The sequence below is a fragment of the Pseudomonas sp. B3G-3 genome, from assembly GCF_028640915.1.
Taxonomy (GTDB): Bacteria; Pseudomonadota; Gammaproteobacteria; order Pseudomonadales; family Pseudomonadaceae; genus Aquipseudomonas; species Aquipseudomonas chlororaphis_I.
In genome coordinates this window covers 105,973-127,222 of sequence record NZ_JAQZAB010000103.1, presented here as the reverse complement: position 1 = coordinate 127,222, position 21,250 = coordinate 105,973, and the positions used below count along the sequence as shown (strand labels likewise).

At 62.7% G+C, this 21,250-nt stretch carries 19 protein-coding genes and 1 pseudogene; 11 read left to right on the top strand and 9 right to left on the bottom strand.

The window, feature by feature from the left end; genetic code table 11:
- Positions 1-212: 212 nt before the first annotated feature.
- On the top strand, positions 213-473 hold the full coding sequence (locus PVZ80_RS14115) for a DUF2790 domain-containing protein (RefSeq protein WP_273864083.1): 261 nt from the start codon (positions 213-215) through the stop codon (positions 471-473).
- Positions 474-620: 147 nt separating this feature from the next.
- Here PVZ80_RS14115 and PVZ80_RS14110 read toward each other — a convergent pair whose 3' ends face one another.
- A complete protein-coding gene (locus tag PVZ80_RS14110; RefSeq protein WP_273864082.1) occupies positions 621-890 on the bottom strand; it encodes a DUF1652 domain-containing protein in 270 nt (89 codons plus the stop codon).
- Between the two features lie 475 nt (positions 891-1,365).
- On the opposite strand from PVZ80_RS14110, the gene eco reads away from it, so the two are divergent.
- Positions 1,366-1,848: a serine protease inhibitor ecotin gene (gene eco, locus PVZ80_RS14105; RefSeq protein WP_273864081.1), complete on the top strand. Its 483-nt coding sequence runs from the start codon at positions 1,366-1,368 to the stop codon at positions 1,846-1,848.
- Between the two features lie 185 nt (positions 1,849-2,033).
- On the opposite strand, the pseudogene ilvA reads toward eco, so the two are convergent.
- Positions 2,034-3,041, bottom strand: a pseudogene (gene ilvA / locus PVZ80_RS14100) (threonine ammonia-lyase, biosynthetic); the annotation flags it as partial.
- Between the two features lie 268 nt (positions 3,042-3,309).
- Here ilvA and PVZ80_RS14095 point away from each other — a divergent pair.
- From PVZ80_RS14095 to map, 3 genes are all read left to right on the top strand, one after another.
- Positions 3,310-3,645, top strand: a complete 336-nt coding sequence (locus PVZ80_RS14095) for a DUF2834 domain-containing protein (protein ID WP_273864080.1) — start codon at positions 3,310-3,312, stop codon at positions 3,643-3,645.
- A 78-nt stretch (positions 3,646-3,723) separates the two neighbouring features.
- On the top strand, positions 3,724-3,927 hold the full coding sequence (locus PVZ80_RS14090) for a ParD-like family protein (RefSeq protein ID WP_009048910.1): 204 nt from the start codon (positions 3,724-3,726) through the stop codon (positions 3,925-3,927).
- Positions 3,924-4,688, top strand: a complete 765-nt coding sequence (map, locus tag PVZ80_RS14085) for a type I methionyl aminopeptidase (protein ID WP_009048909.1) — start codon at positions 3,924-3,926, stop codon at positions 4,686-4,688. Before PVZ80_RS14090 ends, map begins: the two co-directional genes overlap by 4 nt.
- Positions 4,689-4,692: 4 nt before the next feature.
- Here map and PVZ80_RS14080 read toward each other — a convergent pair whose 3' ends face one another.
- Positions 4,693-5,634, bottom strand: a complete 942-nt coding sequence (locus PVZ80_RS14080) for a magnesium transporter CorA family protein (RefSeq protein WP_273864079.1) — start codon at positions 5,632-5,634, stop codon at positions 4,693-4,695.
- 7 nt (positions 5,635-5,641) lie between these two features.
- The gene (locus tag PVZ80_RS14075) at positions 5,642-7,228 is read right to left on the bottom strand and encodes a RimK family protein (protein WP_016701747.1); all 1,587 of its coding nucleotides are present in this window, start codon (positions 7,226-7,228) and stop codon (positions 5,642-5,644) included.
- Positions 7,229-7,320: 92 nt separating this feature from the next.
- Here PVZ80_RS14075 and PVZ80_RS14070 point away from each other — a divergent pair, with 92 nt between their 5' ends.
- On the top strand, positions 7,321-8,427 hold the full coding sequence (locus PVZ80_RS14070) for a GNAT family N-acetyltransferase/peptidase C39 family protein (RefSeq protein ID WP_041984002.1): 1,107 nt from the start codon (positions 7,321-7,323) through the stop codon (positions 8,425-8,427).
- Between the two features lie 113 nt (positions 8,428-8,540).
- Here the strand turns inward: PVZ80_RS14070 and PVZ80_RS14065 are convergent, their stop codons facing one another.
- Positions 8,541-9,689, bottom strand: coding sequence for a PQQ-dependent sugar dehydrogenase (locus tag PVZ80_RS14065; RefSeq protein ID WP_038632258.1), 1,149 nt, complete (start codon positions 9,687-9,689; stop codon positions 8,541-8,543).
- Positions 9,690-9,754: 65 nt separating this feature from the next.
- A complete protein-coding gene (locus PVZ80_RS14060) occupies positions 9,755-10,111 on the bottom strand; it encodes a hypothetical protein (protein WP_009048904.1) in 357 nt (118 codons plus the stop codon).
- Positions 10,112-10,326: 215 nt separating this feature from the next.
- Between PVZ80_RS14060 and ku the strand changes: the two genes are divergently transcribed.
- Both ku and ligD read left to right on the top strand, forming a co-directional pair.
- Positions 10,327-11,199 (top strand): non-homologous end joining protein Ku, encoded by an 873-nt coding sequence (gene ku / locus PVZ80_RS14055; protein ID WP_041984006.1) that lies wholly within the window; start codon positions 10,327-10,329, stop codon positions 11,197-11,199.
- 32 nt (positions 11,200-11,231) lie between these two features.
- Positions 11,232-13,757: a DNA ligase D gene (gene ligD, locus PVZ80_RS14050; protein WP_273864078.1), complete on the top strand. Its 2,526-nt coding sequence runs from the start codon at positions 11,232-11,234 to the stop codon at positions 13,755-13,757.
- An 86-nt stretch (positions 13,758-13,843) separates the two neighbouring features.
- On the opposite strand, the gene lpxO is transcribed toward ligD, so the two are convergent.
- Positions 13,844-14,743, bottom strand: a complete 900-nt coding sequence (gene lpxO / locus PVZ80_RS14045) for a lipid A hydroxylase LpxO (protein WP_009048901.1) — start codon at positions 14,741-14,743, stop codon at positions 13,844-13,846.
- A 537-nt stretch (positions 14,744-15,280) separates the two neighbouring features.
- On the opposite strand from lpxO, the gene PVZ80_RS14040 reads away from it, so the two are divergent.
- Both PVZ80_RS14040 and PVZ80_RS14035 read left to right on the top strand, forming a co-directional pair.
- Complete coding sequence (locus PVZ80_RS14040; RefSeq protein ID WP_009043780.1) at positions 15,281-16,867, top strand: ABC-F family ATPase; 1,587 nt, start codon at positions 15,281-15,283, stop codon at positions 16,865-16,867.
- Between the two features lie 243 nt (positions 16,868-17,110).
- The gene (locus tag PVZ80_RS14035; RefSeq protein WP_053268989.1) at positions 17,111-18,298 is read left to right on the top strand and encodes an MFS transporter; all 1,188 of its coding nucleotides are present in this window, start codon (positions 17,111-17,113) and stop codon (positions 18,296-18,298) included.
- Between the two features lies 1 nt (position 18,299).
- Here PVZ80_RS14035 and PVZ80_RS14030 read toward each other — a convergent pair whose 3' ends face one another.
- Together PVZ80_RS14030 and PVZ80_RS14025 are read right to left on the bottom strand one after the other, a co-directional pair.
- Positions 18,300-19,337: an alpha/beta hydrolase family protein gene (locus PVZ80_RS14030; protein ID WP_009048899.1), complete on the bottom strand. Its 1,038-nt coding sequence runs from the start codon at positions 19,335-19,337 to the stop codon at positions 18,300-18,302.
- 243 nt (positions 19,338-19,580) lie between these two features.
- Positions 19,581-20,192: an FMN-dependent NADH-azoreductase gene (locus PVZ80_RS14025; protein ID WP_009048898.1), complete on the bottom strand. Its 612-nt coding sequence runs from the start codon at positions 20,190-20,192 to the stop codon at positions 19,581-19,583.
- Positions 20,193-20,321: 129 nt separating this feature from the next.
- On the opposite strand from PVZ80_RS14025, the gene PVZ80_RS14020 reads away from it, so the two are divergent.
- Positions 20,322-21,230 carry a LysR substrate-binding domain-containing protein gene (locus PVZ80_RS14020; protein WP_009048897.1) on the top strand — a complete coding sequence of 303 codons (909 nt, stop codon included), beginning with the start codon at positions 20,322-20,324 and terminating at the stop codon, positions 21,228-21,230.
- Positions 21,231-21,250 lie beyond the last annotated feature (20 nt).

The following is a 21,250-nucleotide window of genomic DNA, read 5'->3' as shown; positions in this document are numbered from 1 at the left end:
CAAGCCCCTACCGCTGAACAGCGAATACGCGTTTTTGCCCAAGGAACATCTCGCCGGGCAGTTTCCCTTCCGCACAAATCATTAGCCCCCTACTTAATCTTCGATTAATCCCGCCGCCCAAAACTGTACGGGACCGCGCAGCGCAGAATCCTCTGCCGCCCTCCGCGGCGCGCTCGATGGCGGTTTGTGTCGGGCTTATCGGAGAAATTCTCATGAACATGCGTATTTTGCTGGTCGGGGCCTTGGCTTTGGTCGGGGGCGTGGGTGTGGCTCAGGCGGACACGGCCCAGGTGCAGCCGGTGCCTTATCACTATGGCATGCCGCTGAATGTGGCCAAGGTGGTGTCGATGACCGAGCCTGCGACGCCGGAGTGCAAGGTGATCACCGCGGACATGACCTTTATCGACAAGGCGGGCAAGCTGGAGGCCATCAGCTACCGCAAGCTGTCGGACGCCTGCAGTTATCAGAACTGAAGACTGCCCTGCTCTACCGCGCGCCAGGTTGCAGGCATCTCGGCGATAGTCAGGCAGGGATTTTATTCGCGGTGAGGGTCGAGTCTGTGCCTGGCCCGGGATCTATCCAGGCCAGGCAGGCAACGCGGGCATTGGCAAAGCCGCCGATCAATGAATCCTGGATTTCAGGGTGATGGGCTGGCTTCCCGGATGATTGGCCAGGTCGTAGCGCAGTTCGGCGATCAGGTCGTTGATTTCCCGGCAGCCGTTGAGGCTCGCCGCATCGATACCGGTGACCACCAGGTCCACACGGTCGGTTTCATAGTCGCCATAGACTTTCACGGTCATGTGCAGGTCGGGGCTCAGGGTGCACTCGCAGCGTTTGGGCAGGAAGCTGCATTCAATGATATTGCGCAGTTCCAAGGCAGATAAGAACATGGCAGATCTCTCCGTTGGTGCAGTGGCCATTCAATGATGGCAAGAATATCGTCTCGGGATTCCACCCCCGAAATACGGCGTACGGCATGACTAAACCTCCCTGGAAGAGAAAGCCAATTCCTAGACTAGGCCGTATTTGCGCTTCTACTAAATTCTATTTTGCTCTGAGCAGTGAGGCTTTTTTTCACCCTCAGTCCTGGGACTTTCGCCTGGCTGGAAGACCTCCTGCGGAACCGATAGCTGCCTCTCGCCGATAGAGGATGGAGCATATGCATGCCGTCCTCCCTCCCGTTGTCATGCTTTATAAATCATTGACTTACCAATGGATATTGAAGGAAAACATCATGTCAGTTGCCGCGGCGAAGCGGGCCACGGTTTGCATGATCGGGCGTTACCCGGTCAAACTGCCCGGCGTTTCAAGCAAGCGGCTCCCTCTAAATGGAGAGAGCCATCGATCAACCTGCAAGGAGGCCTTATGCGCTTTTTTCCTGTTTCCACCGCCGTCGCTGTGCTGTTGAGCGGTATTTCCACCCTGAGCCATGCGGCCAAGCTCGAAGACGTGGCGCCCTACCCCAAGGCCGAAGACGGTTTTGTGCGCCAGGTGATCCATCTGCCCAAGCAGGCCAAGGAAGAAGACTTCAAGGTCGAGGTGCTGGCCGGCAAGACCCTGACCGTCGACTGCAACCGTCAGCGCCTGGGCGGCACCCTGGAAGAGAAAAACCTGGATGGCTGGGGTTATCCCTACTACCGCCTGGACAAGGTCAGCGGCCCGATGAGTACCCTGATGGCCTGTCCCGGAGGCACCAGCAAGCAGGCGTTCGTGCCGGTGGTCGGCGAAGGCTTCGTGCTGCGCTACAACAGCAAGCTGCCGATCGTGATCTACGCCCCCAAGGACATCGAAGTGCGCTACCGCCTGTGGTCCGCCTCCGATAAAGTCGAGAAGGCCCGCGCGGAATAATCCAGACCGCGGCGGCTGCATCGCAGGTGATGTAGCCGCTGCCGCAGGCTGCGATCGGCTACGCAGTAGCCGCCAGGCCAGGCAACGCGGTGCAGCAGTGGTTCGGTTGGCGAGCGCTTCGCGCTCGTGCGCAGGCTTCGCCAGCGGCTACATGACACCCGCTGACCTCACACCAATACACCAGCTCCCAAGGCCGCGCGCTCGGCCACATGCCCCAGGCGATCGAAGTTGATGTTGGCTCCGGAATCGATGGCCACCAGGGTTTCGCCCTGCACGCCGCTGCGGGCCACGTACCGCTTGATCCCGGCCACCGCCAGCGCCCCCGACGGCTCGGTGATGGAACGGGTGTCGTCGTAGATGTCCTTCATCGCGCAGCAGAGTTCGTCGTTGCTGACCGTGATCACCTCGTCGACCAGCACTCGGCACAGCTCGAAACAATGGGCGCCGACCTGCGCCACGGCGACCCCGTCGGCGAAGGTGCCGACGCTGGGCAGCACTACCCTTTCCCCGGCCCGCAACGCCTGCTGCAAACAGTTGGAGTGTTCGGACTCGACGCCGACGATGCGCACCTCGGGCCGCAGGTATTTCACGTAGGCGGCGATGCCGGCGATCAGTCCGCCACCACCCACCGGGACGAAGATCGCGTCCAGGCGCCCGGCGTGCTGGCGCAGGATCTCCATGCCCACCGTGCCCTGCCCGGCGATCACGTCCGGGTCGTCAAAGGGCGAGACGAAGGTCTGGCCGCTGTGCTCGGCCAGTTGCAGGGCATGGGCCAGGGCAAAGGGAAAGCTCTCGCCGTGCAGCACCGCCTCGGCGCCACGGCTGCTGACGCCCTGCACTTTCAGCTGCGGCGTGGTGGAAGGCATGACGATGGTCGCCTTGATCCCCAGTTCCCGCGCCGCCAACGCCACGCCCTGGGCGTGATTACCGGCGGATGCGGTAATCACTCCGCGACGCTTCTGCTCGTCACTGAGCTGCACCAGCTTGTTGTAGGCACCGCGGATCTTGAAGGAAAAGGTCGGTTGCAGGTCCTCGCGCTTGAGCAGCACCTGGTTGCCCAGCGCCGCCGACAAGGCCGGCGCCGGCTGCAACGGCGTACGCACCGCCAGGTCGTAGACCGGCGCCGCGAGAATCTTCTTCACGTAGTGCTCAAGCAGGTCCAGTTGCGTGTCGGGCTCGGCGGGATGGTTCATACGGCTCTCCTGGCTGTGTTGAAGGCCCCGGAGACAGAAAGAAAAAACCCGCCTCTAGGGCGGGTTGGGTGCAGTCGTCAGCAAACCCGCCAATCAGGAATGGCGGTAATAATGCTTGGCTGGGAACGCAATGCGGAAAAAGTCATGGCCAGGAAATTAACCGGCGCGCTGCTGGCAAGTCAATGGCCAATTCTTTGAGACGACCGCAGCCTGCGCTACTCTCGCGGCTCGCTCCTCAGCCCTCATTCATAAACCACGGAAGGAAAACATGAAGTCTGTCGGATTACCGTTGATTGCCCTGATCGCCTTTGCCGGCTACACCTTCGCGGTGATGCTGCAGGCGGAACAATCGCTGCTCGAGTTTGGCCTCACGCTGATGTCCCGCCCCGACACCGCGCAGGTGGTGATCGACCTGTACCTGCTGGCGACCCTGGCCGGCATCTGGATGTACCGGGACGCCCGCTCCCGTGGCCAGTCCGCGCTGTCGGTGCTGCCGTATCTGCTGCTGACAGCAGTGTTCGTCTCCATCGGTCCGCTGTTGTATCTGGTGGTTCGCGGCCTTCGTCAACGCCGGTCCGCCCACCCTGCCCGCCAGCAGGCTTGAGCCCGATCGAGCGATTGTCGTTTGCCGACGAATATATGAAACGTATATGCTTCGTATATTTACCAGGACAGAAACCCCGTGGGCATCGTCAAGATTTCAGATCAGCTGCATGAACAGATCCGCGTCGCCAGCGACGCCATGGATCGCTCCATCAACGCCCAGGCCGAGTTCTGGATCAAGATCGGCCTCTTGGCCGAGCTCAATCCGCACCTGGCCTACAACGACCTGATCAACAAGCTGCTGCTGAACAAGAGCGACCTGATCCGGGGGCGCAGCGAATGACCCAGGCCCTGATCAAGACCCCGCAACAACTGGCGCTGATGCGTGAGTCCGGGCGCCTGTTGGCGACGGTGTTCACCTTTCTCGACGATCTGGTCGCGCCCGGCCTTTCCACCATGGAGCTGGACACCGCGGTGGAGCGCTTCATTCGCCACGACCTGGGCGCCCGCCCGGCCAGCAAGGGCCAGTACGGCTACCCCTACTCGATCAACACCTCGATCAACGAGGTGGTGTGCCATGGCATGCCCCATGAAAAGGCCATTCTCAAGGACGGCGACATCATCAACATCGACATCACCCTGGAAAAGAACGGCTTTATCGCCGACGCCAGCAAGATGTACCTGGTCGGCAATGTCAGCCCCAAGGCCCAGCATCTGGTCAGCACCACCTTCGAGGCGATGTGGCAAGGCATCAAGGTGGTCCGTCCCGGCGCGCGCCTTGGCGATATCGGCCACGCCATCCAGAAACACGCGCAAACCCAGGGCTACAGCGTGGTGCGCGAGTATTGCGGCCACGGCATCGGCCGGCAGATGCACGAAGAGCCGCAGATCCTGCATTTCGGTCGTCCCGGCACCGGCCTGGAGCTGCGCGAAGGCATGGTGTTCACCATCGAGCCGATGATCAACCAGGGCAGCGCCCGGGTGCGCGGCCTGAAAGACGGCTGGACCGTGGTCACCCGCGACAACCGCCTGTCGGCGCAGTGGGAACATACGGTGGCGGTGACCCGCGACGGCTATGAAGTGCTGACCCTGCAACCGGCCTGAAGGCTCAGGCGCACTTGCCGCTGCCCCCGGCCAGGCGCCTGAGACCGAGCACCATCCCCCCTGCCGCCAGCAGCATCGCCACGAGGAACAGCGGGTAGGCAATCCACCAGGGGGTGCCGGCGGTCATCATGCTGAATTCGGACATGCCGCCGATGCTGGCGATCAGGTTCAGCGGCAGGAACACCACGTTGATCAAGGTCAGTTTGCGCAGCAGGCTGTTCATGTTGTTGTTCATCAGGTTGCCGCGCGCATCCATCAGCCCGGAAAACACCGTCGAATAGATCTCCGCCTGCTTGTAGCACTGGTTGTTCTCGATGATCAGGTCGTCGATCAGGCCGATGGCCTCGGCGCTGAAATGTTCCTTCTCGGCGTGGTTGCGCAGGCGGGTCAGCACCGCGCCGTTGCTGTGAATGGCGTTGATGTAATAGATCAGGCTTTCGCTGAGGTTGAACATCTGGATCAGGTGGCGGTTTTCCATCGAGTCGTTGAACTGCTGCTGCAACTCCCGGGCGACCATCTTGATCACCTTGAGGTGCCCCAGGTAGTGATGGATGTTGTTGGACAGCAGGTCCAGCAGCACATCCAGGGGGCTATTCAAGGCCTGGCGCGCGCCCAGGCCGCTGAGCTGGCTGTCGTCATGGGCGATCAGCAGCAGCCGTTGCGGGGAAAACAGCAGGCCGCAGGACGACACCTCGAACGACAGGCTGCCGCCGCCGGAATAGTTCTCCGGACGCTTCCAGATCAGGAACAGGTTGTCCGGGTGGAACTCGATGCGCGACACCTCGTCCGGGTCCAGGGCCGAGGCCAGAGCGTGTTCGTCGAGCTTGAAGCCGGTGTGCAGCAGGTCGCGTTCGGCGAGGTCGGGGTTGCTGAACAGCATCACCTCGGCGTCCAGGCGCTCCACCGCCAGCAGGCGGCCCTGGCTCAACTGATAGCTCTTGATCATCGGCCGTTCACCAGGCCTGTCCGCGGCGCTTGAGCTCCAGGCGGCGGACGAACTCCTCGAGCACCAGGGAATACAGGTCGTCGCGCAGGTAGGCATCTTCGATGCCGGCGTCCAGGTTGGGGTTGTCGTTGACTTCGATCACCACCACCTTGTCGCCGGACTGTTTCAGGTCGACGCCGTACAGGCCATCGCCAATCAGGTTGGCGGTCTTCACCGCCAGTTCCACCACCGCCCGCGGCGCCTCGTGGATCGCCAGGGTGCGGCATTCGCCGTTGATGTCCTGGCCCTTGGCCTTGTGGTTGTAGATCTGCCAATGGCCCTTGGACATGAAGTACTGGCAGGCGAAGATCGGCTTGCGGTTGAGCACGCCGATGCGCCAGTCGTACTCGGTGTAGAAAAACTCCTGGGCCAGCAGCAACACCGAATGCTCGAACAGTTCGGCGGTGGCCTCCAGCAGCGCCTGCTGGCTCTCGACCTTGATCACCCCGCGGGAGAAACAACCGTCGGGAATCTTCAGCACCAGCGGGAAGCCCAGGCGTTCGCCAACCCGCTCGAAATCTTCCGGTCGCTCCTTGTAGAGAATCTCGGTGGCGGGCATGCCTAACTGATGGCTTTTCAACAGATCGGTCAGGTAGACCTTGTTGGTGCAGCGCAGGATCGAGGTCGGGTCATCCATCACCACCAGGCCCTCGCTTTCGGCCTTCTTGGCGAAGCGGTAGGTGTGGTTGTCGACGCTGGTGGTCTCGCGGATCAGCAAGGCGTCGTATTCGGCGATCCGCGGGTAGTCCTTCTTCTCGATCAGCTCGACGTCGATGCCCAGGCCCTTGCCGACCCGGACAAAGTTCTCCAGCGCCCGGGCGTTGGAAGGCGGCAAGGCCTCCTGGGGGTCATGCAGGATAGCCAGGTCATACCGGGCCAGTCTTTTCGAGCGCGGCACACGCCAGATCTTGCGACTGAAACTGTCCAGGGAATGGGCGAATTGATCTTCCTGGTCTTCGCGCAACTTATGTAAGGCCCCGGACTTAACGCCTTCGATATGCCAGCCGTTAGTTCGTTTGAAGTCCACCAGCAATATCGGACAGGGGAAAACCTCGAATAACTGGCGGGCCAACTCCTGTAACGGTTCGATATGGGTCTTGCCGAAGTAGAGGGTCAGGGTAAAACCTTCGGTATCGCTGTAAAGATGATTGCTCAGGGCCTTTTCCAGGGTTTTATCCAGGTCGTCCAGGGCCAGCCCGTAGAGCGACTTGCGGGTCAGTTCGCTGATGGTGCGCACCGAGGGAATCACCTTGTGCCCCCGCGCCTCGGCCAGCAACGAACAGTAGTAACCGTGGCCCAGGTACTTGTAGCTGCGGCACAGGTTGATCACCTGGACCCGCTTGCCGGGCTGGGTTTCGCGGGTCTGTTCCAGGTACTCCTGGGCGCTGAGGATGTCTTCGCTGGGGAAGTAGGAAGCCCAATCTTCCTTGCGCTCGACAATAATCACCAACTGACTGGAAGTTTCACTCACCGTTGAAAAATAATTAACCGGCGTTATTGTCGCCGGCAGACTTTGCTCGGATACTCCACGCCAATGACCTTGTACCGCTGACATAATGTTTGATCCGCTTAAGAACAAGACCTTTTCTATTAAGCACGAACTTTTCTGAAAGTCTCGTTTCGTTACGCAACTTTTACGGCGGTTATATGGATCTTGTCTTTCGCATTGCCACACCTGAGGATTTGCCCGCATTAGTGCAACTGGAACAGCAGTGTTTCACCACCGATCGCCTCACCGCGCGCAGCTTCCAGTGGATGATCAGCCGCGCCCATGCGCGCCTGATCGTCGCCGAGCAGGCGGAGCAGCTACTGGGTTACGCCCTGGTGCTGTTCCATCGCGGTACGTCCCTGGCCCGCCTGTACTCCATCGCCACCGCGGTCGAGGCCCGCGGGCTGGGCCTGGGCAAGCGCCTGCTGGAGCGGATCGAGGCCTGCGCGCGGGAGCATGACTGCGCCTACCTGCGGCTGGAGGTGCGCACCGACAACCCGACGGCCATCGCCCTGTACGAACGCAGCGGCTACCGGCGCTTCGCCGTGCTGCACGACTACTACGAGGATCACGCCGATGCCCTGCGCCTGGAAAAGCGCATCCTGCAGCATCGCGAGACCCGCAATATCAGCGTGCCCTATTACCAGCAGACCACCGATTTCACCTGCGGCCCGGCCTGCCTGCTGATGGCCATGGGCGCGCTGCAACCCGGACGGGCCCTGGAGCGGCGCGAAGAGCTGCAGCTGTGGCGCGAGGCGACCACCGTGTTCATGACCTCCGGGCATGGCGGCTGCAGCCCCCAGGGGCTGGCGTTGGCCGCGTGGCGCCGGGGCTTCAGGGTCAGGCTGCAGGTCAATACCCGCGGGCCGCTGTTTCTTGGTGGGGTGCGCGACGAGCATAAAAAAGACGTCATGCGCCTGGTGCACGAGGAATTCTGCACAGAGCTGGATAGCAGCGACGTCTTGCAGGTGCTGGGCGGCCCGCTGGACCTGCCAAGGCTGCTGGCCGACGGCGGCCAGCCCCTGGTGCTGATCAGCAGCTACCGCCTGACTCGCTCCAAGGCCCCGCATTGGGTGATGGTCACCGACTGCGACGAGGAGTTCGTCTACCTGCACGATCCCGATGTCGACCACAGCCAGCACCGTCAGCCGATGGATTGCCAGCACCTGCCGGTGAGCCACGGCGAGTTCGCCAAGATGTGCCGTTTCGGCAGCGGCAAGCTGCAGGCGGCGGTGATCCTCTACCCGACCGCAGTGCCTCTGTAGGAGCGAAGCTTGCTCGCGATAGCCGCGAAGCGGCGATTCATCCTGCCAACACGCGTTATCGTTGAAGATTTTTTTCGCGAGCAAGCTTCGCTCCTACAGAAGAAGGGATTGGTTTATTCCAGGCCAACCTTGTACAGCGTGCCCTTGTCCTCGTCGGTCAGCACATACAGATACCCGTCCGGGCCCTGGCGCACGTCGCGGATGCGCTCTTTGAGCTCGCCCAGCAGGCGCTCCTCGTGGCCCACCTTGTCACCGTCGAATTGCAGGCGGATCAGCTCCTGGGAAGCCAGGGCGCCGATAAACAGGTTGTGTTGCCAGGCCTTGAAGCGGTCGCCGTCATAGAAGGCCATGCCGCTGATGCCGGGGGACTTCTCCCAGACATGCCGCGGCCCCACGGTGCCTGGGGCGGTCTTGCCCTGGGCTTCGGGAATCGGTGCGCCTGAGTAGTTGATGCCGTGGGTCGCCAGGGGCCAGCCGTAGTTCTTGCCACGTTCGATAAGGTTGATTTCGTCGCCGCCCTTGGGCCCATGCTCGTTATCCCACAGGGTGCCGCTCCAGGGGTTGAGCGCCGCGCCCTGGGGGTTGCGGTGGCCGTAGGACCAGATTTCCGGGCGCACGCCCGGCTGGCCGACAAAGGGGTTGTCCTCCGGGACCCGGCCGTCCGGATACAGGCGCACGATCTTGCCCTGCAGCTTGTCCAGGTCCTGGGCGGTCGGGCGCTCGTTGTTTTCTCCCAGGGTGATGAACAGGTAGCCGTCGCGGTCGAACACCAGGCGCGAGCCGAAATGGTTGCCGGTGGAGAGCTTGGGCGCCTGGCGGAAGATCACCTGGAAGTCCTTGAGTGTCTTCAGGTCCTCGGACAGCCGCCCACGCCCTACCGCCGTCCCCGCCGTGCCGCCCTCACCGCCACCTTCGGCGTAGGACAGATAGACCAGGCGGTCCTGCTTGAAGTCCGGCGACAACACCACATCCAGCAACCCACCCTGGCCCTTGGCCCAGACCTGCGGCACGCCGCCCAGGGGCGCCGAGAGCTTGCCGTCAGCACCAACCAGCCGCAGGTTGCCGGGGCGTTCGGTCACCAGGATGCCCTGGCGGTCCGGCAGGAACGCCAGGGCCCAGGGGTGGTCCAGGCCCTCGACCACCGGGGTCAGGCTCAGCGGGCCCTGCTCGCTCTGGAACTGTTGGGTGGCGGCCACCGCGGGTAGCGCGCTGCTCAGGACAAGGCTGGCGCAGACTGTCGCCAAGAGGGTTTTACGCAACATGCACGATTCCTTCTGTCGATAAAAAGGTCCGCCCGGGGCTGGCATCGGCCTCGGGCGGTCAGCGTTTATCGCTGCTGTTGGTTACGGGGTGGGGTCACGGGTGTCGGATCGATGATCCGCGGCTGGGTGATGGTGCGCGGGTAACCGTTGCCGATGCCACCGTTCTCCAGGGTCGGAGGGCGTTGCACCGGTACTGGGTTAACCCCACGAACAGCCGGAGCACTGGGCTGGGTGCCCTGCATGCTGTTGGGGTTGGCCCGGCGTATCGGGCTGTTGTAGGGATTGTTGTTGCTGCTGCCAGGCAGGTTCTGCGCCAGCAGCATGGCGGTGCTGTCCGAGGACGCCTGGGGTGCGGCGAACGCCGCGATGCTGGCCCCGCTCATCAGGGCGAACACGGCAAGACCGCGAAGCAGGTTGTTCATGGCGACCCTCCTGGATGGCAACGAGTTATCGCATTCGAGTCCAGGCTACGTCGCAGGTTCGGCCTTGTTAATTAAATAATCCGCCAGACATGTAACACGAGTTATCGGCTCGCCCCTGCAAGCCGGCACCCCGGGGAAACTTTCGCGCCACGCCACGGGTCACCTGAAAACCAGTCGCTGCATAGCGATTCCACAGTCAATACGGGGACAGGCTCATGGCACGGGCAATCTGGAAAGGCGCGATCAGTTTCGGCCTGGTTCACATTCCGGTGGCGCTGGTCTCGGCGACCTCCTCCCAGGGCGTCGACTTCGATTGGCTGGACCAGCGCACCATGGACCCGGTGGGTTACAAGCGGATCAACAAGGTCACCGGCAAGGAAGTCAGCAAGGAACATATCGTCAAGGGCGTGGCGTACGAGAAAGGCCGCTATGTGCTGCTCAGCGAGGACGAGATCCGCTCGGCCCACCCGCTGTCGACCCAGACCATCGACATCTTCGCCTTCGTCGACAGTCAGCAGATCCCGCTGCAGAACATTGACACCCCTTACTTCCTGGCCCCGGACAAGCGCGGCGGCAAGGTCTATGCGCTGCTGCGCGAAACCCTGCGGAGCACCTCGAAAGTCGCCCTGGCCCTGGTGGTGCTGCACACCCGCCAGCATCTGGCGGCGCTGATGCCGCTGGAGTCGGCGCTGGTGCTGGTAATGCTGCGCTGGCCGGCCGAGGTGCGCAGCCTCGACGAACTGGCCCTGGGGCCGGAGGTGACTCACCCGGACCTGACCAAGGGCGAGCGGGACATGGCCAAGCGCCTGGTGGCGGACATGAGCACCGATTGGCAGCCGGAGGAATACCGCGACAGCTTCACCGACAAAATCATGGCCCTGGTGGAGAAAAAGGCCCAGGCTGGCAAGATCGAAGACGTGGAAAGCCGCACCGGCGAAGCGCAACGCAGGAGTGCCGATGTCATCGACCTCACCGAAATGCTCAAGCGCAGCCTGGGCGGCAAATCCAGGAGCAAGCCGCCCGCCAGCCCGGACAAACCCGGCAAGGCCGCTGCGACCAAGAAAACCACGAAGCGATCCAGTGCCTGAACGGCGCGGCTCGCATGACAAGGTAGTGGGTCATGGCCAGATCCTTGAGTGAATACCAGCGCAAACGCGACTTCGCGATCACCTCGGAGCCGGCGACGGACAAGCCTTCCAGCAAATCCGCCTCGGCCCTGCGTTTCGTGATCCAGAAGCACGCTGCGCGCAACCTGCACTACGACTTTCGCCTGGAACTGGGCGGCAGCCTGAAAAGCTGGGCGGTGCCCAAGGGCCCGAGCCTGGACCCCAGGCAAAAACGCCTGGCGGTGCATGTCGAGGACCACCCGCTGAGCTATGGCAATTTCGAAGGCAGCATCCCGGCCGGGCAATACGGCGCCGGCGACGTGATCGTCTGGGACCATGGCATCTGGCAACCCCATGACGACCCCGACGCCAGCTACCGGGTCGGCAAGCTCAAGTTCACCCTGATCGGCGAGAAGCTCGGCGGCGACTGGACCCTGGTGCGCACCCATATGCGCGGCAGCGGCGACAAGGAACAGTGGCTGCTGATCAAGGAGCAGGATGCCCAGGCACGACCGAGCGACGAGTACGACGTGGTCCAGGCCCTGCCCAGGAGCGTGCTCAGCGGTGCCACGGTGGGCGACAACAAGCGCGCCAAACCCCAGGCCGCGAAAAAAAACGCGAAGAAACCGCCAGGAAAAAAGGTCGTCGCCCTGCCGCAAAGCCTGGCGCCGCAGCTGGCAACCCTGGTGGACAAGGCGCCCAGCGGCGACTGGCGCTACGAGATCAAGTTCGACGGCTACCGGATCCTCGCGCGGATCCAGGACGACGAAGTGCGCCTGCTGACCCGCAACGGTCACGACTGGACCAGCCGCCTGCCCCAGCAAGCCAAGGCCCTGGCCGCCCTGAAGCTCAAGGACAGCTGGCTGGACGGCGAAATGGTGGTGCTCAACGACCAAGGCCTGCCGGACTTCCAGGCATTGCAGAACGCCTTCGATATCGGTCGCAGCGTAGACATCATCTATTACCTGTTCGATGCGCCCTTTCTGCAGGGCGAGGACTTGCGCGAAACGCCGGTGGAACAACGCCGTCAGGCGCTCAAGCAGGCGCTCGGGCGCAAATCGAGCAAGGTCCTGCGCTTTTCCGAAGCCTTTGCCGCCCACCACCAGGACATCCTCGAAAGCGCCTGCGCCCTGTCCCTCGAGGGGGTGATCGGCAAGCGCGCCGGCAGCCCCTATGTGTCGCGCCGCAGCGCCGACTGGATCAAGCTCAAATGCCGGCTGCGCCAGGAGTTCGTGGTGGTCGGCTATACCCGCCCGCAAGGTTCGCGCAGCGGCTTTGGCGCCCTGCTGCTGGGGGTCAACGACGCAAGCGGGCTGGTGTACGCCGGCCGGGTCGGAACCGGTTTCGACCAGAAGACCTTGAAGCAACTGCATGAGCGGATGCAGGAACTTGAACGGGATTCATCGCCACTGGCCAAGCCCCTGACCGCGGCCCAGGCCCGCGGCGTGCACTGGATCGAACCGCAACTGGTGGCCGAAGCCGAGTTCGCCGAGTGGACCCGCGAACAGGTGGTGCGCCAGGCAGCCTTCATCGCCCTGCGCAGCGATAAGCCGGCCAGCGAAATCGTCCGTGAGCGGCCACAGACCTTCAAGGCCGTCGAGACCCGCAGTCGGCATACGGCCTCCCATTCGGATAAATCGGCCGCCCACAGCGTCGCCGGGGTCAGAATCACCCACCCGGAACGGGTCATCGACCAGCAGTCCGGCACCACCAAGCTGCAACTGGCGCAGTTCTATGCCAGCATCGACCAGCAGATCCTGCCGCACCTGCGCGACCGGCCGGTGTCGCTGCTGCGGGCGCCTGAAGGAGTGGAAGGCGAGCAGTTTTTCCAGAAACATGCCGAGCACCTGTCCATCCCCCATATCCGCCACCTGGATCCGGCGCTGGACCCCGGCCATGCGCGGCTGATGAAAATCGACAGCACTTCGGCGCTGATCGGCGCGGTGCAGATGGGCACCATCGAGCTGCACACCTGGGGCGCGACTCACGATCAGATCGAAACCCCAGACCTGTTCGTGCTCGACCTCGACCCGGACCCGGCCCTGCCCTGGAAAAGCATGTTGGAGGCCACCCAACTGACCCTTTCGGTGCTCGATGAGCTGGGCTTGCAGGCCTTCCTGAAAACCAGCGGCGGCAAAGGCATGCACCTGATCGTGCCGCTGGTGCGCAAGGACGACTGGGACAGGGTCAAGGGCTTCGCCAAGGCCATCGCGCAGTTCATGGCGCAGCAGTTGCCGGAACGCATCACCGCGACCATGGGCCCGAAAAACCGGGTCGGCAGGATCTTTGTCGATTACCTGCGCAACACCCGCGGCGCCAGCACCGTGGCCGCCTATTCGGTACGGGCGCGCCCGGGACTGCCGGTCTCGGTGCCTATCGCCCGGGATGAGCTGGGCGATGTCCGGCATGCCCAGCAGTGGAATGTGGCGAACCTGAGTCAGCGCCTGGAGGCCTTGACCGAGGATCCGTGGCACGGCTACGCCCATCGGCAGCGGATCACCGCGAAGATGTGGCAGCAATTGGGGGCGGACAAGCCTTGAGGAAGTGATGGCGGACAAACCTCGTTCCTGCAGAACCCATGCAGGAGCGAGGCTTGCCCGCGATCAGCGATTCGCCGTGCGGCGAATCAGATGAAGATGAACAGCAGCAACAGCGCAGCGAAGATCGCCCACTTTTCCAGGTAATAAAGCTTGCGGTTGCGCTTTTTCAGCTCTTTACCGCGCAGGCGGATCTTGTACAGCTTGGTGAAGGCGCGGTTCAGGCCCCCGGTGCGGTCGCCGGCATCGTTGGGCGCACCGGCGGCGGCCATCACGGTGCGGCTGAACCAGCGGTTGAAGGCGGCGGCCCAGCGGTACTTCATCGGCCGCTCGACATCACAGAACAGGATGATGCGGTTCTGCTCGGTGGTGTTTTCCGCGTAGTGGATGTAGGTCTCGTCGAACATCACCGCTTCGCCGTCGCGCCAGTGATACTTCTCACCGTCGACATTGATGTAGCAACCGGCGCTGTTGGGCGTTTCCAGGCCCAGGTGGTAACGATAGGAACCGGCATAAGGGTCGCGGTGGCGCACCAGCTTCGAGCCCGGCGGCAGTTCGGCGAACATCGCCGCCTTGATCGAACCGATGCTCTGCACCAGCTCGGTGGTCCGCGGGCACAGCTTCATCGCCGAAGGATGGCTGTCGCCGTACCACTTGAGGTAGAAGCGCTTCCAGCCGGTCTTGAAGAACGAGTTGAAGCCGACGTCGTCGTACTGCTCCGAACGCTTGATCTCCCCGGCCCTGAGCAGGCTCTGGCCCTCGGCGCGGATTTCTTCCCAGTGGGCCTGCAACGGGCTCAGGTCGGGAAAGTCGGCCGGATCGAGGTACGGGCGGTTGGGGATCTTCGAGAACAGATAAAGGAAGCAGTTGATGGGAGCCAGGAAGCTCGAGTGATCACTCAGCTGGCGGCCCAGTTTATGGCGCACGCGACCACGCAGGTGCACATACGCAATGGATAAAACGTAAACAGCGGCAATGATGAGTTTCACGGAAATCGTCACATGTCAGAAGAGAACATACTGCGCCCCCATGTGGGCCACCTGGGCCGAGGGGTCATGTGCAGCGTCCGAAAGCGATAAGAGGTCCTGAAGGCACGTCCCTGAGCCCATGCCAATGATGGCATGTGGCAACTGGTCGGCATTTTAGCCACAGTTTGTAACCAAAGGTTAACTCCGATTTGTGAAAATGTGTCCGCCCACGGTGCCACGACCTAAGTCGCATTGCCCGGGACAAATCCGCAGCGGCGACTTTTACAACGGCTGGCGCTGAGCCGCCTGGATGAAAAATCCGTGGCTCGCCGTCATACAACTGCCGGCGCACATATGCGACAATGCGCGCCAAATTCCAACATGACCTCCCACCTTTATTGCCCAGCAACTTGGCCATAGCGTCCAGATGTTGCTGTCTACTTATGCTCGCTGGCTCGACTCTGGCGATGACCGGGGCGAAATGGAAACGCTCCAACATGCCCCGGGAATGACCCAAGAGCCAACACGATGCTCGCAACCCCTTGATAGGTAAAGTAATTGATCTCCACAGCTAACATCACGATGCAGTTCGGCGCCAAGCCGCTATTCGAGAACGTTTCGGTCAAGTTCAACGGCGGCAACCGCTATGGCCTGATCGGCGCCAACGGTTGCGGCAAATCGACTTTCATGAAAATCCTCGGCGGCGACCTCGAGCCGTCCGGCGGCCAGGTCATGCTGGAGCCGAACGTTCGCCTGGGTAAACTGCGCCAGGACCAGTTCGCCTACGAAGAATTTACCGTGATCGACACCGTGATCATGGGTCACGAAGAGCTGTGGAAGGTCAAGGCCGAGCGCGACCGCATCTATTCGCTGCCGGAAATGAGCGAAGAAGACGGCATGGCCGTGGCCGAGCTGGAAACCGACTTCGCCGAGATGGACGGCTACACCGCCGAATCCCGCGCCGGTGAACTGCTGCTGGGCCTGGGCATTCCCCTGGAACAGCATTTCGGCCCGATGACCGAAGTCGCTCCGGGCTGGAAACTGCGGGTCCTGCTGGCCCAGGCGCTGTTCTCCGATCCGGAAGTGCTGCTGCTCGACGAACCGACCAACCACCTGGACATCAACACCATCCGCTGGCTGGAAACGATTCTGACGGCGCGTAACAGCACCATGATCATCATTTCCCACGACCGTCACTTCCTCAACAGCGTCTGCACCCACATGGCCGACCTGGACTACGGCGAGCTGCGCCTGTTCCCGGGCAACTACGACGAGTACATGACCGCGGCGACCCAGTCCCGCGAGCAACTGCTGTCGGACAACGCCAAGAAGAAAGCGCAGATCGCCGAGCTGCAGACCTTCGTCAGCCGCTTCTCGGCCAACGCCTCGAAAGCCAAGCAGGCCACCTCCCGCGCCAAGCAGATCGACAAGATCCAGCTGGCCGAGGTCAAGCCATCGAGCCGCGTCAGCCCGTTCATCCGCTTCGAACAGACCAAGAAGCTGCACCGCCAGGCCGTGACCATCGAGCAGATGTCCAAGGGCTTCGACGGCAAGACCCTGTTCAAGAACTTCAGCTTCACCGTCGAAGCCGGCGAGCGCGTGGCGATCATCGGCCCGAACGGCATCGGCAAGACCACCCTGCTGCGCACCCTGATGGGCGAGCTGACCCCGGACGCCGGTTCGGTGAAATGGACCGAAAGCGCCGAGCTGGGCTACTACGCCCAGGACCACGCCCATGACTTCGAAGACGACGTCAGCCTGTTCGACTGGATGGGCCAATGGACTCAAGGCGAGCAGATCATCCGTGGCACCCTGGGCCGCATGCTGTTCTCCAACGACGAGATCCTCAAGTCGGTGAAGGTCATCTCCGGTGGTGAGCAGGGCCGCATGCTGTTCGGCAAGCTGATCCTGCAAAAGCCCAACGTCCTGGTGATGGACGAACCGACCAACCACCTGGACATGGAATCCATCGAGGCGCTGAACCTGGCGCTGGAAAACTACCCGGGCACGCTGATCTTCGTCAGCCACGACCGTGAGTTCGTATCGTCCCTGGCCACTCGCATCATCGAGCTGAGCCCGAACGGCGTGACCGACTTCAGCGGCACCTACGACGACTACCTGCGCAGCCAGGGCGTGGTGTTCTAAGGAACGCCCGTTGCTTGTCAGTCTGAAAGCCCCGTCCTGGTGACGGGGCTTTTTTTGTCCGGCTATAAAAACATCGCGGGCAAGCGTGCGCACACGTTTCTGTAGGAGCGAGGCTTGCCCGCGATGACGTCCTCCCTGCCCCCACAAATAGCCGGCCATAAAGAAATCGTTAGCCTGCTTCCTTTTATTTCCAGCCCGCGCCATGATGCAGTTCTCCAACCGCCCGCCCGCGAACGAGCCCTCATGTCTGCGCAACAAAAGCCCGTGCCCAGCTCCATGGCGATCACCCTGCAGATCGTCTCCATCGTCTTCTATACCTTTATCGCTTTTCTCTGCATCGGCCTGCCAATCGCGGTATTACCCGGTTACGTCCACGGCGAGCTGGGCTTCAGTGCGGTGGTGGCCGGGCTGACCATCGGCGCGCAGTACCTGGCCACCCTCCTCAGCCGGCCCATGGCCGGGCGCCTGTCGGACAACCTCGGCACCAAACGTGCGATCGTCTACGGCCTGGCGGGGATTTTCCTCAGCGGGCTGCTGACCCTGGCGTCCACCCTGCTGCTGGCAATGCCGCTGCTCAGCCTGGGCATCCTGCTGCTCGGACGTTTGCTGTTGGGGGTGGCCCAGGGCCTGATCGGCGTGGGCACCATCAGCTGGTGCATGGGCCAAGTCGGCGCCGAACACACCGCGCGCTCGATTTCCTGGAACGGCATCGCCTCCTATGGCGCGATTGCCATCGGCGCGCCGCTGGGGGTGGTGATGGTCGCCGACTACGGTTTCGAAAGCCTGGGGCTGGCCTTGTCGCTGCTGGCGGCCCTGGCCCTGCTGCTGATCCGCAACAAGCCGTCGGTGCCGGTGATCCGTGGCGAGCGCCTGTCATTTCGCGCGGTGTTCGGCCGTATCGCGCCGTACGGCGCCGGCCTGAGCCTGGCGTCCATCGGCTACGGCACGTTGACCACCTTTATTACCCTGTTCTACCTCAGCCGTGGCTGGACCGGCGCGGCCTATTGCCTGACGGTATTCGGCGTCTGCTTTATCCTCTCGCGCCTGCTGTTCATCTCCAGCATCAGCCGTTTTGGTGGCTATCGCGCGGCCATCGCCTGCATGAGCATCGAGACCCTGGGCCTGATCCTGCTGTGGCTGGCGCCCTCGACGGCGTTCGCCATGATCGGCGCCGGGCTCGCCGGCTTCGGCCTGTCGCTGGTGTACCCGGCGCTGGGGGTGGAAGCGATCAAGCAGGTGCCCAGCACCAGCCGCGGTGCCGGCCTGAGCGCCTACGCGGTGTTTTTCGACCTGGCGCTGGCGATTGCCGGCCCTCTGATGGGCGCGGTGGCGTTGAACCTGGGTTATTCGTGGATTTTCTTCTGCGCGGCGCTGCTGTCGCTCAGCGCCCTGGGCCTGACCCTGCTGCTCATGCGCCGGGCCGACGCCTGACTCACTGATCCGCGGTCTGCATCCCGGCCCGGCTCGGCTTGCCCAGGGCCTGGGCAAAGAAGCGGCCGGCCTCGGCAATCAGACTACGGTGGATGTCCGCGCGGTCGACGCCATCGGCGTCGGTGCACAAGGCCGGCATGCTCAGTAACTGCTCCTCGGTGCACGGCGCCATGAACACGAAGTGCCCGGCCCCGGCCAACAGCCTGAAGTCCGGCGCCACCGGCAGCTTGCGGGCCAGGGCCGCGGCGTTCTTGTCCAGGGCCACCAGCTTGTCGACGTCGCCGCTGTACAGCAGCACCGGCACATGCACGCCAGACAGGGTCTGCCGCCCGAACTTGAGGCTCAACGGCGCCATCAGCAGCAAGGCCTGGACCCGCGGGTCGGCAACCGGTTGCAAGTCGTCGCGATCGACGATCAGCTCGCCCTGGGTATTGCAGGCATCGTGATCGTCGGGGCGCTCCTGGCAATAGCGGCGCAAGCGATCCAGGTCGGGAGTCGCCCCGGACAGGATCAGCGCGGTTTCACCGCCGGCCGAGTAACCGATGACCCCGACCTGCCCGGCATTGACGAAAGGCGACAGCATCGGGTCGGCCAGGGTCGCGGTGATGGCTTCGGAAATCTGGATCGGCCGGCCATAGAGATTGCTCAGGGTGCCCAGCCGGCTGTGATCCTTGTAGTTGTCACCTGGATGAATCACCGCCACCACCACGAAGCCCTTGCGCGCCAGCGAGGTGGCCAGGTCGTGCAGGGCCAGCGGCGTGCCGGTATTGCCGTGGGACAGCATCAACAGCGGAAAACGGCCGATGGCGATCTTCGAATCCCGGGAGGCGGCAATCTGGTAACCCTCGACCTTGCTGTGGTGCTCGATGCCGGTGGAGGGATAGAAGGCAATGGCGCGCATCGGCTGCTGGTCCAGCGGGTCGAGAAAGCTCATCTCATGGAAACCCACGCTCCAATGCGGATGGGGCGCGGGCGCGGCGTGCACGATAATCGGGCCGCCAAGCAGGCAGATCAGTGACATTGCCCAAAGACGCATCATGGATGCACCACCTTCCCTACCTGATGAAAACGCCGGTTGATTGCTTCACTGGCCAGGGTTTCGCTGGCCTGATGCCTGGGTTGTCGGCCGGATCACGCCGCTGTATGCACTGCAATTTGCATAACCCGGGCCAGAACGAAAAAAGCACGAACACGAAAAACTCCGTATCCCGCTGCCTGGAGGGCATCAGAATACAGAGTTTAAAGGGCCTTGCCTGGGGCGTAAGCGACTTTTACACAAGCCTTACGCGGCAGCGAAAAGTTGCTCGCTGATTTGCGCCTGGGCGTCGTTCAAGGCTTTGGTGCGGACTTCGTCGCCATAAGCCAGGCCGTGGGCGCGGACGAATTCGATGTCGGTGATGCCGAGGAAACCGAACAGCACTTTCAGGTAGTCCTCGTGAGCCACGCCAGTGGCCTGGCCGGCGTGCAGACCGCCGGAGGTGGAGACCACCACGACTTTCTTGCCACCGCACAGGCCTTCAGGGCCAGCTTCGGTGTAGCGGAAGGTCTGGCCGGCCACGGCGATGCGGTCGATCCAGGCCTTGAGTTGGGTCGGAATGGTGAAGTTGTACATAGGCGCAGCGATCACCACGGCGTCGGCGGCCTGGAATTCGGCGAGGGTCGAAGCGCTCAGCTCGGCTTCGTGCTGCTGGGCGGCGTTACGCACTTCGGCCGGAGTACCGGCGGCCACCAGGGTGGCGGAGCTGAAATGGCTGATGGCGTCGGCGGCCAGGTCGCGGTAGGTCACCTCAACGCTGGCGTCGGCGTTTTTCCAGGCCTTGACCACGCTTTCGCTCAACTGACGGGAAGCCGAGTTGTCACCAAGGATGCTCGAATCGATATGCAGCAGTTTCATCTGGGATTCTCCAAGTGAGGATCGCCACCGGGCGATCAATTGAGGACAATCCTACAGATGAAACCAATAGCTGATTAGTCGGCACAAATGCGATAGTTTGTCCCATCAGCAGGACAGTCGAGTCATTCTATGCAAGACCTCAACGATCTTTATTACTTCGCCAAGGTGGTGGAAGCCGGTGGTTTCGCCGCCGCCGGGCGTTTACTCGGGGTGCCCAAATCCCGTTTGTCGCGGCGTATCGCCGAGCTGGAAGAGCGGCTGCACACCCGCTTGCTGCAACGCACCACCCGCCAACTGAAGCTGACCGCGGTCGGCGAGCGTTACCTGCGCCACTGCCAGGCCATGCTGCTGGAAGCGGAAATGGCCGACGAGGCCGTGGCCAGCATGTCCAGCGAACCTCGCGGGCGCCTGCGGGTGTCCTGTCCGGTCGGCCTGGCCCATCATATGTTGCCGACTGTCATCAGTTCCTTCCTCGAGCAATACCCCCAGGTCCAGCTCGACATGCAGTTGCTCAACCGCCGGGTCGACGTGGTCGCCGAGGGCATCGACGTGGCGCTGCGGGTTCGCGAGCATGGCGACGAAGATCCGTTGCTGGTGACCCGGCGCCTGCGCCAGGCGCAGACTGTGATGGTCGCCAGCCCGGCGTTCGCCCGCGAATGGCCGATCCACAGTCCCGAAGACCTGCACAAGGTGCCGGTGCTGGGTGCCCTGGAGGCCGACCGCATGGTGCATCTGCGCATGCTCGACGCCCAGGGCGAGAAATGCGACCTGGTCCTGGAAGCACGCCTGGGCATCGACGATTTTCTGGTGCGCCGCTCCTGCGCCCTCGCCGGTCTTGGCTGTACCATCCTGCCGATGATGTATTGCGAGGAAGAACTACAGACCGGGCAGCTGGTGCAACTGCTGCCGCAATGGTCGTTGCCTGGCGGTTGGCTGCAGGCGGTCTACCCTCACCGGCGCGGGGTATTGCCAGCGGTAAGGGCCTGGATCGAGCATGTCAGCGAAGCGTTCAAAGGCTGCGGAGACCGAACGTTATGACGGCCGCGATAAAAGGAAAA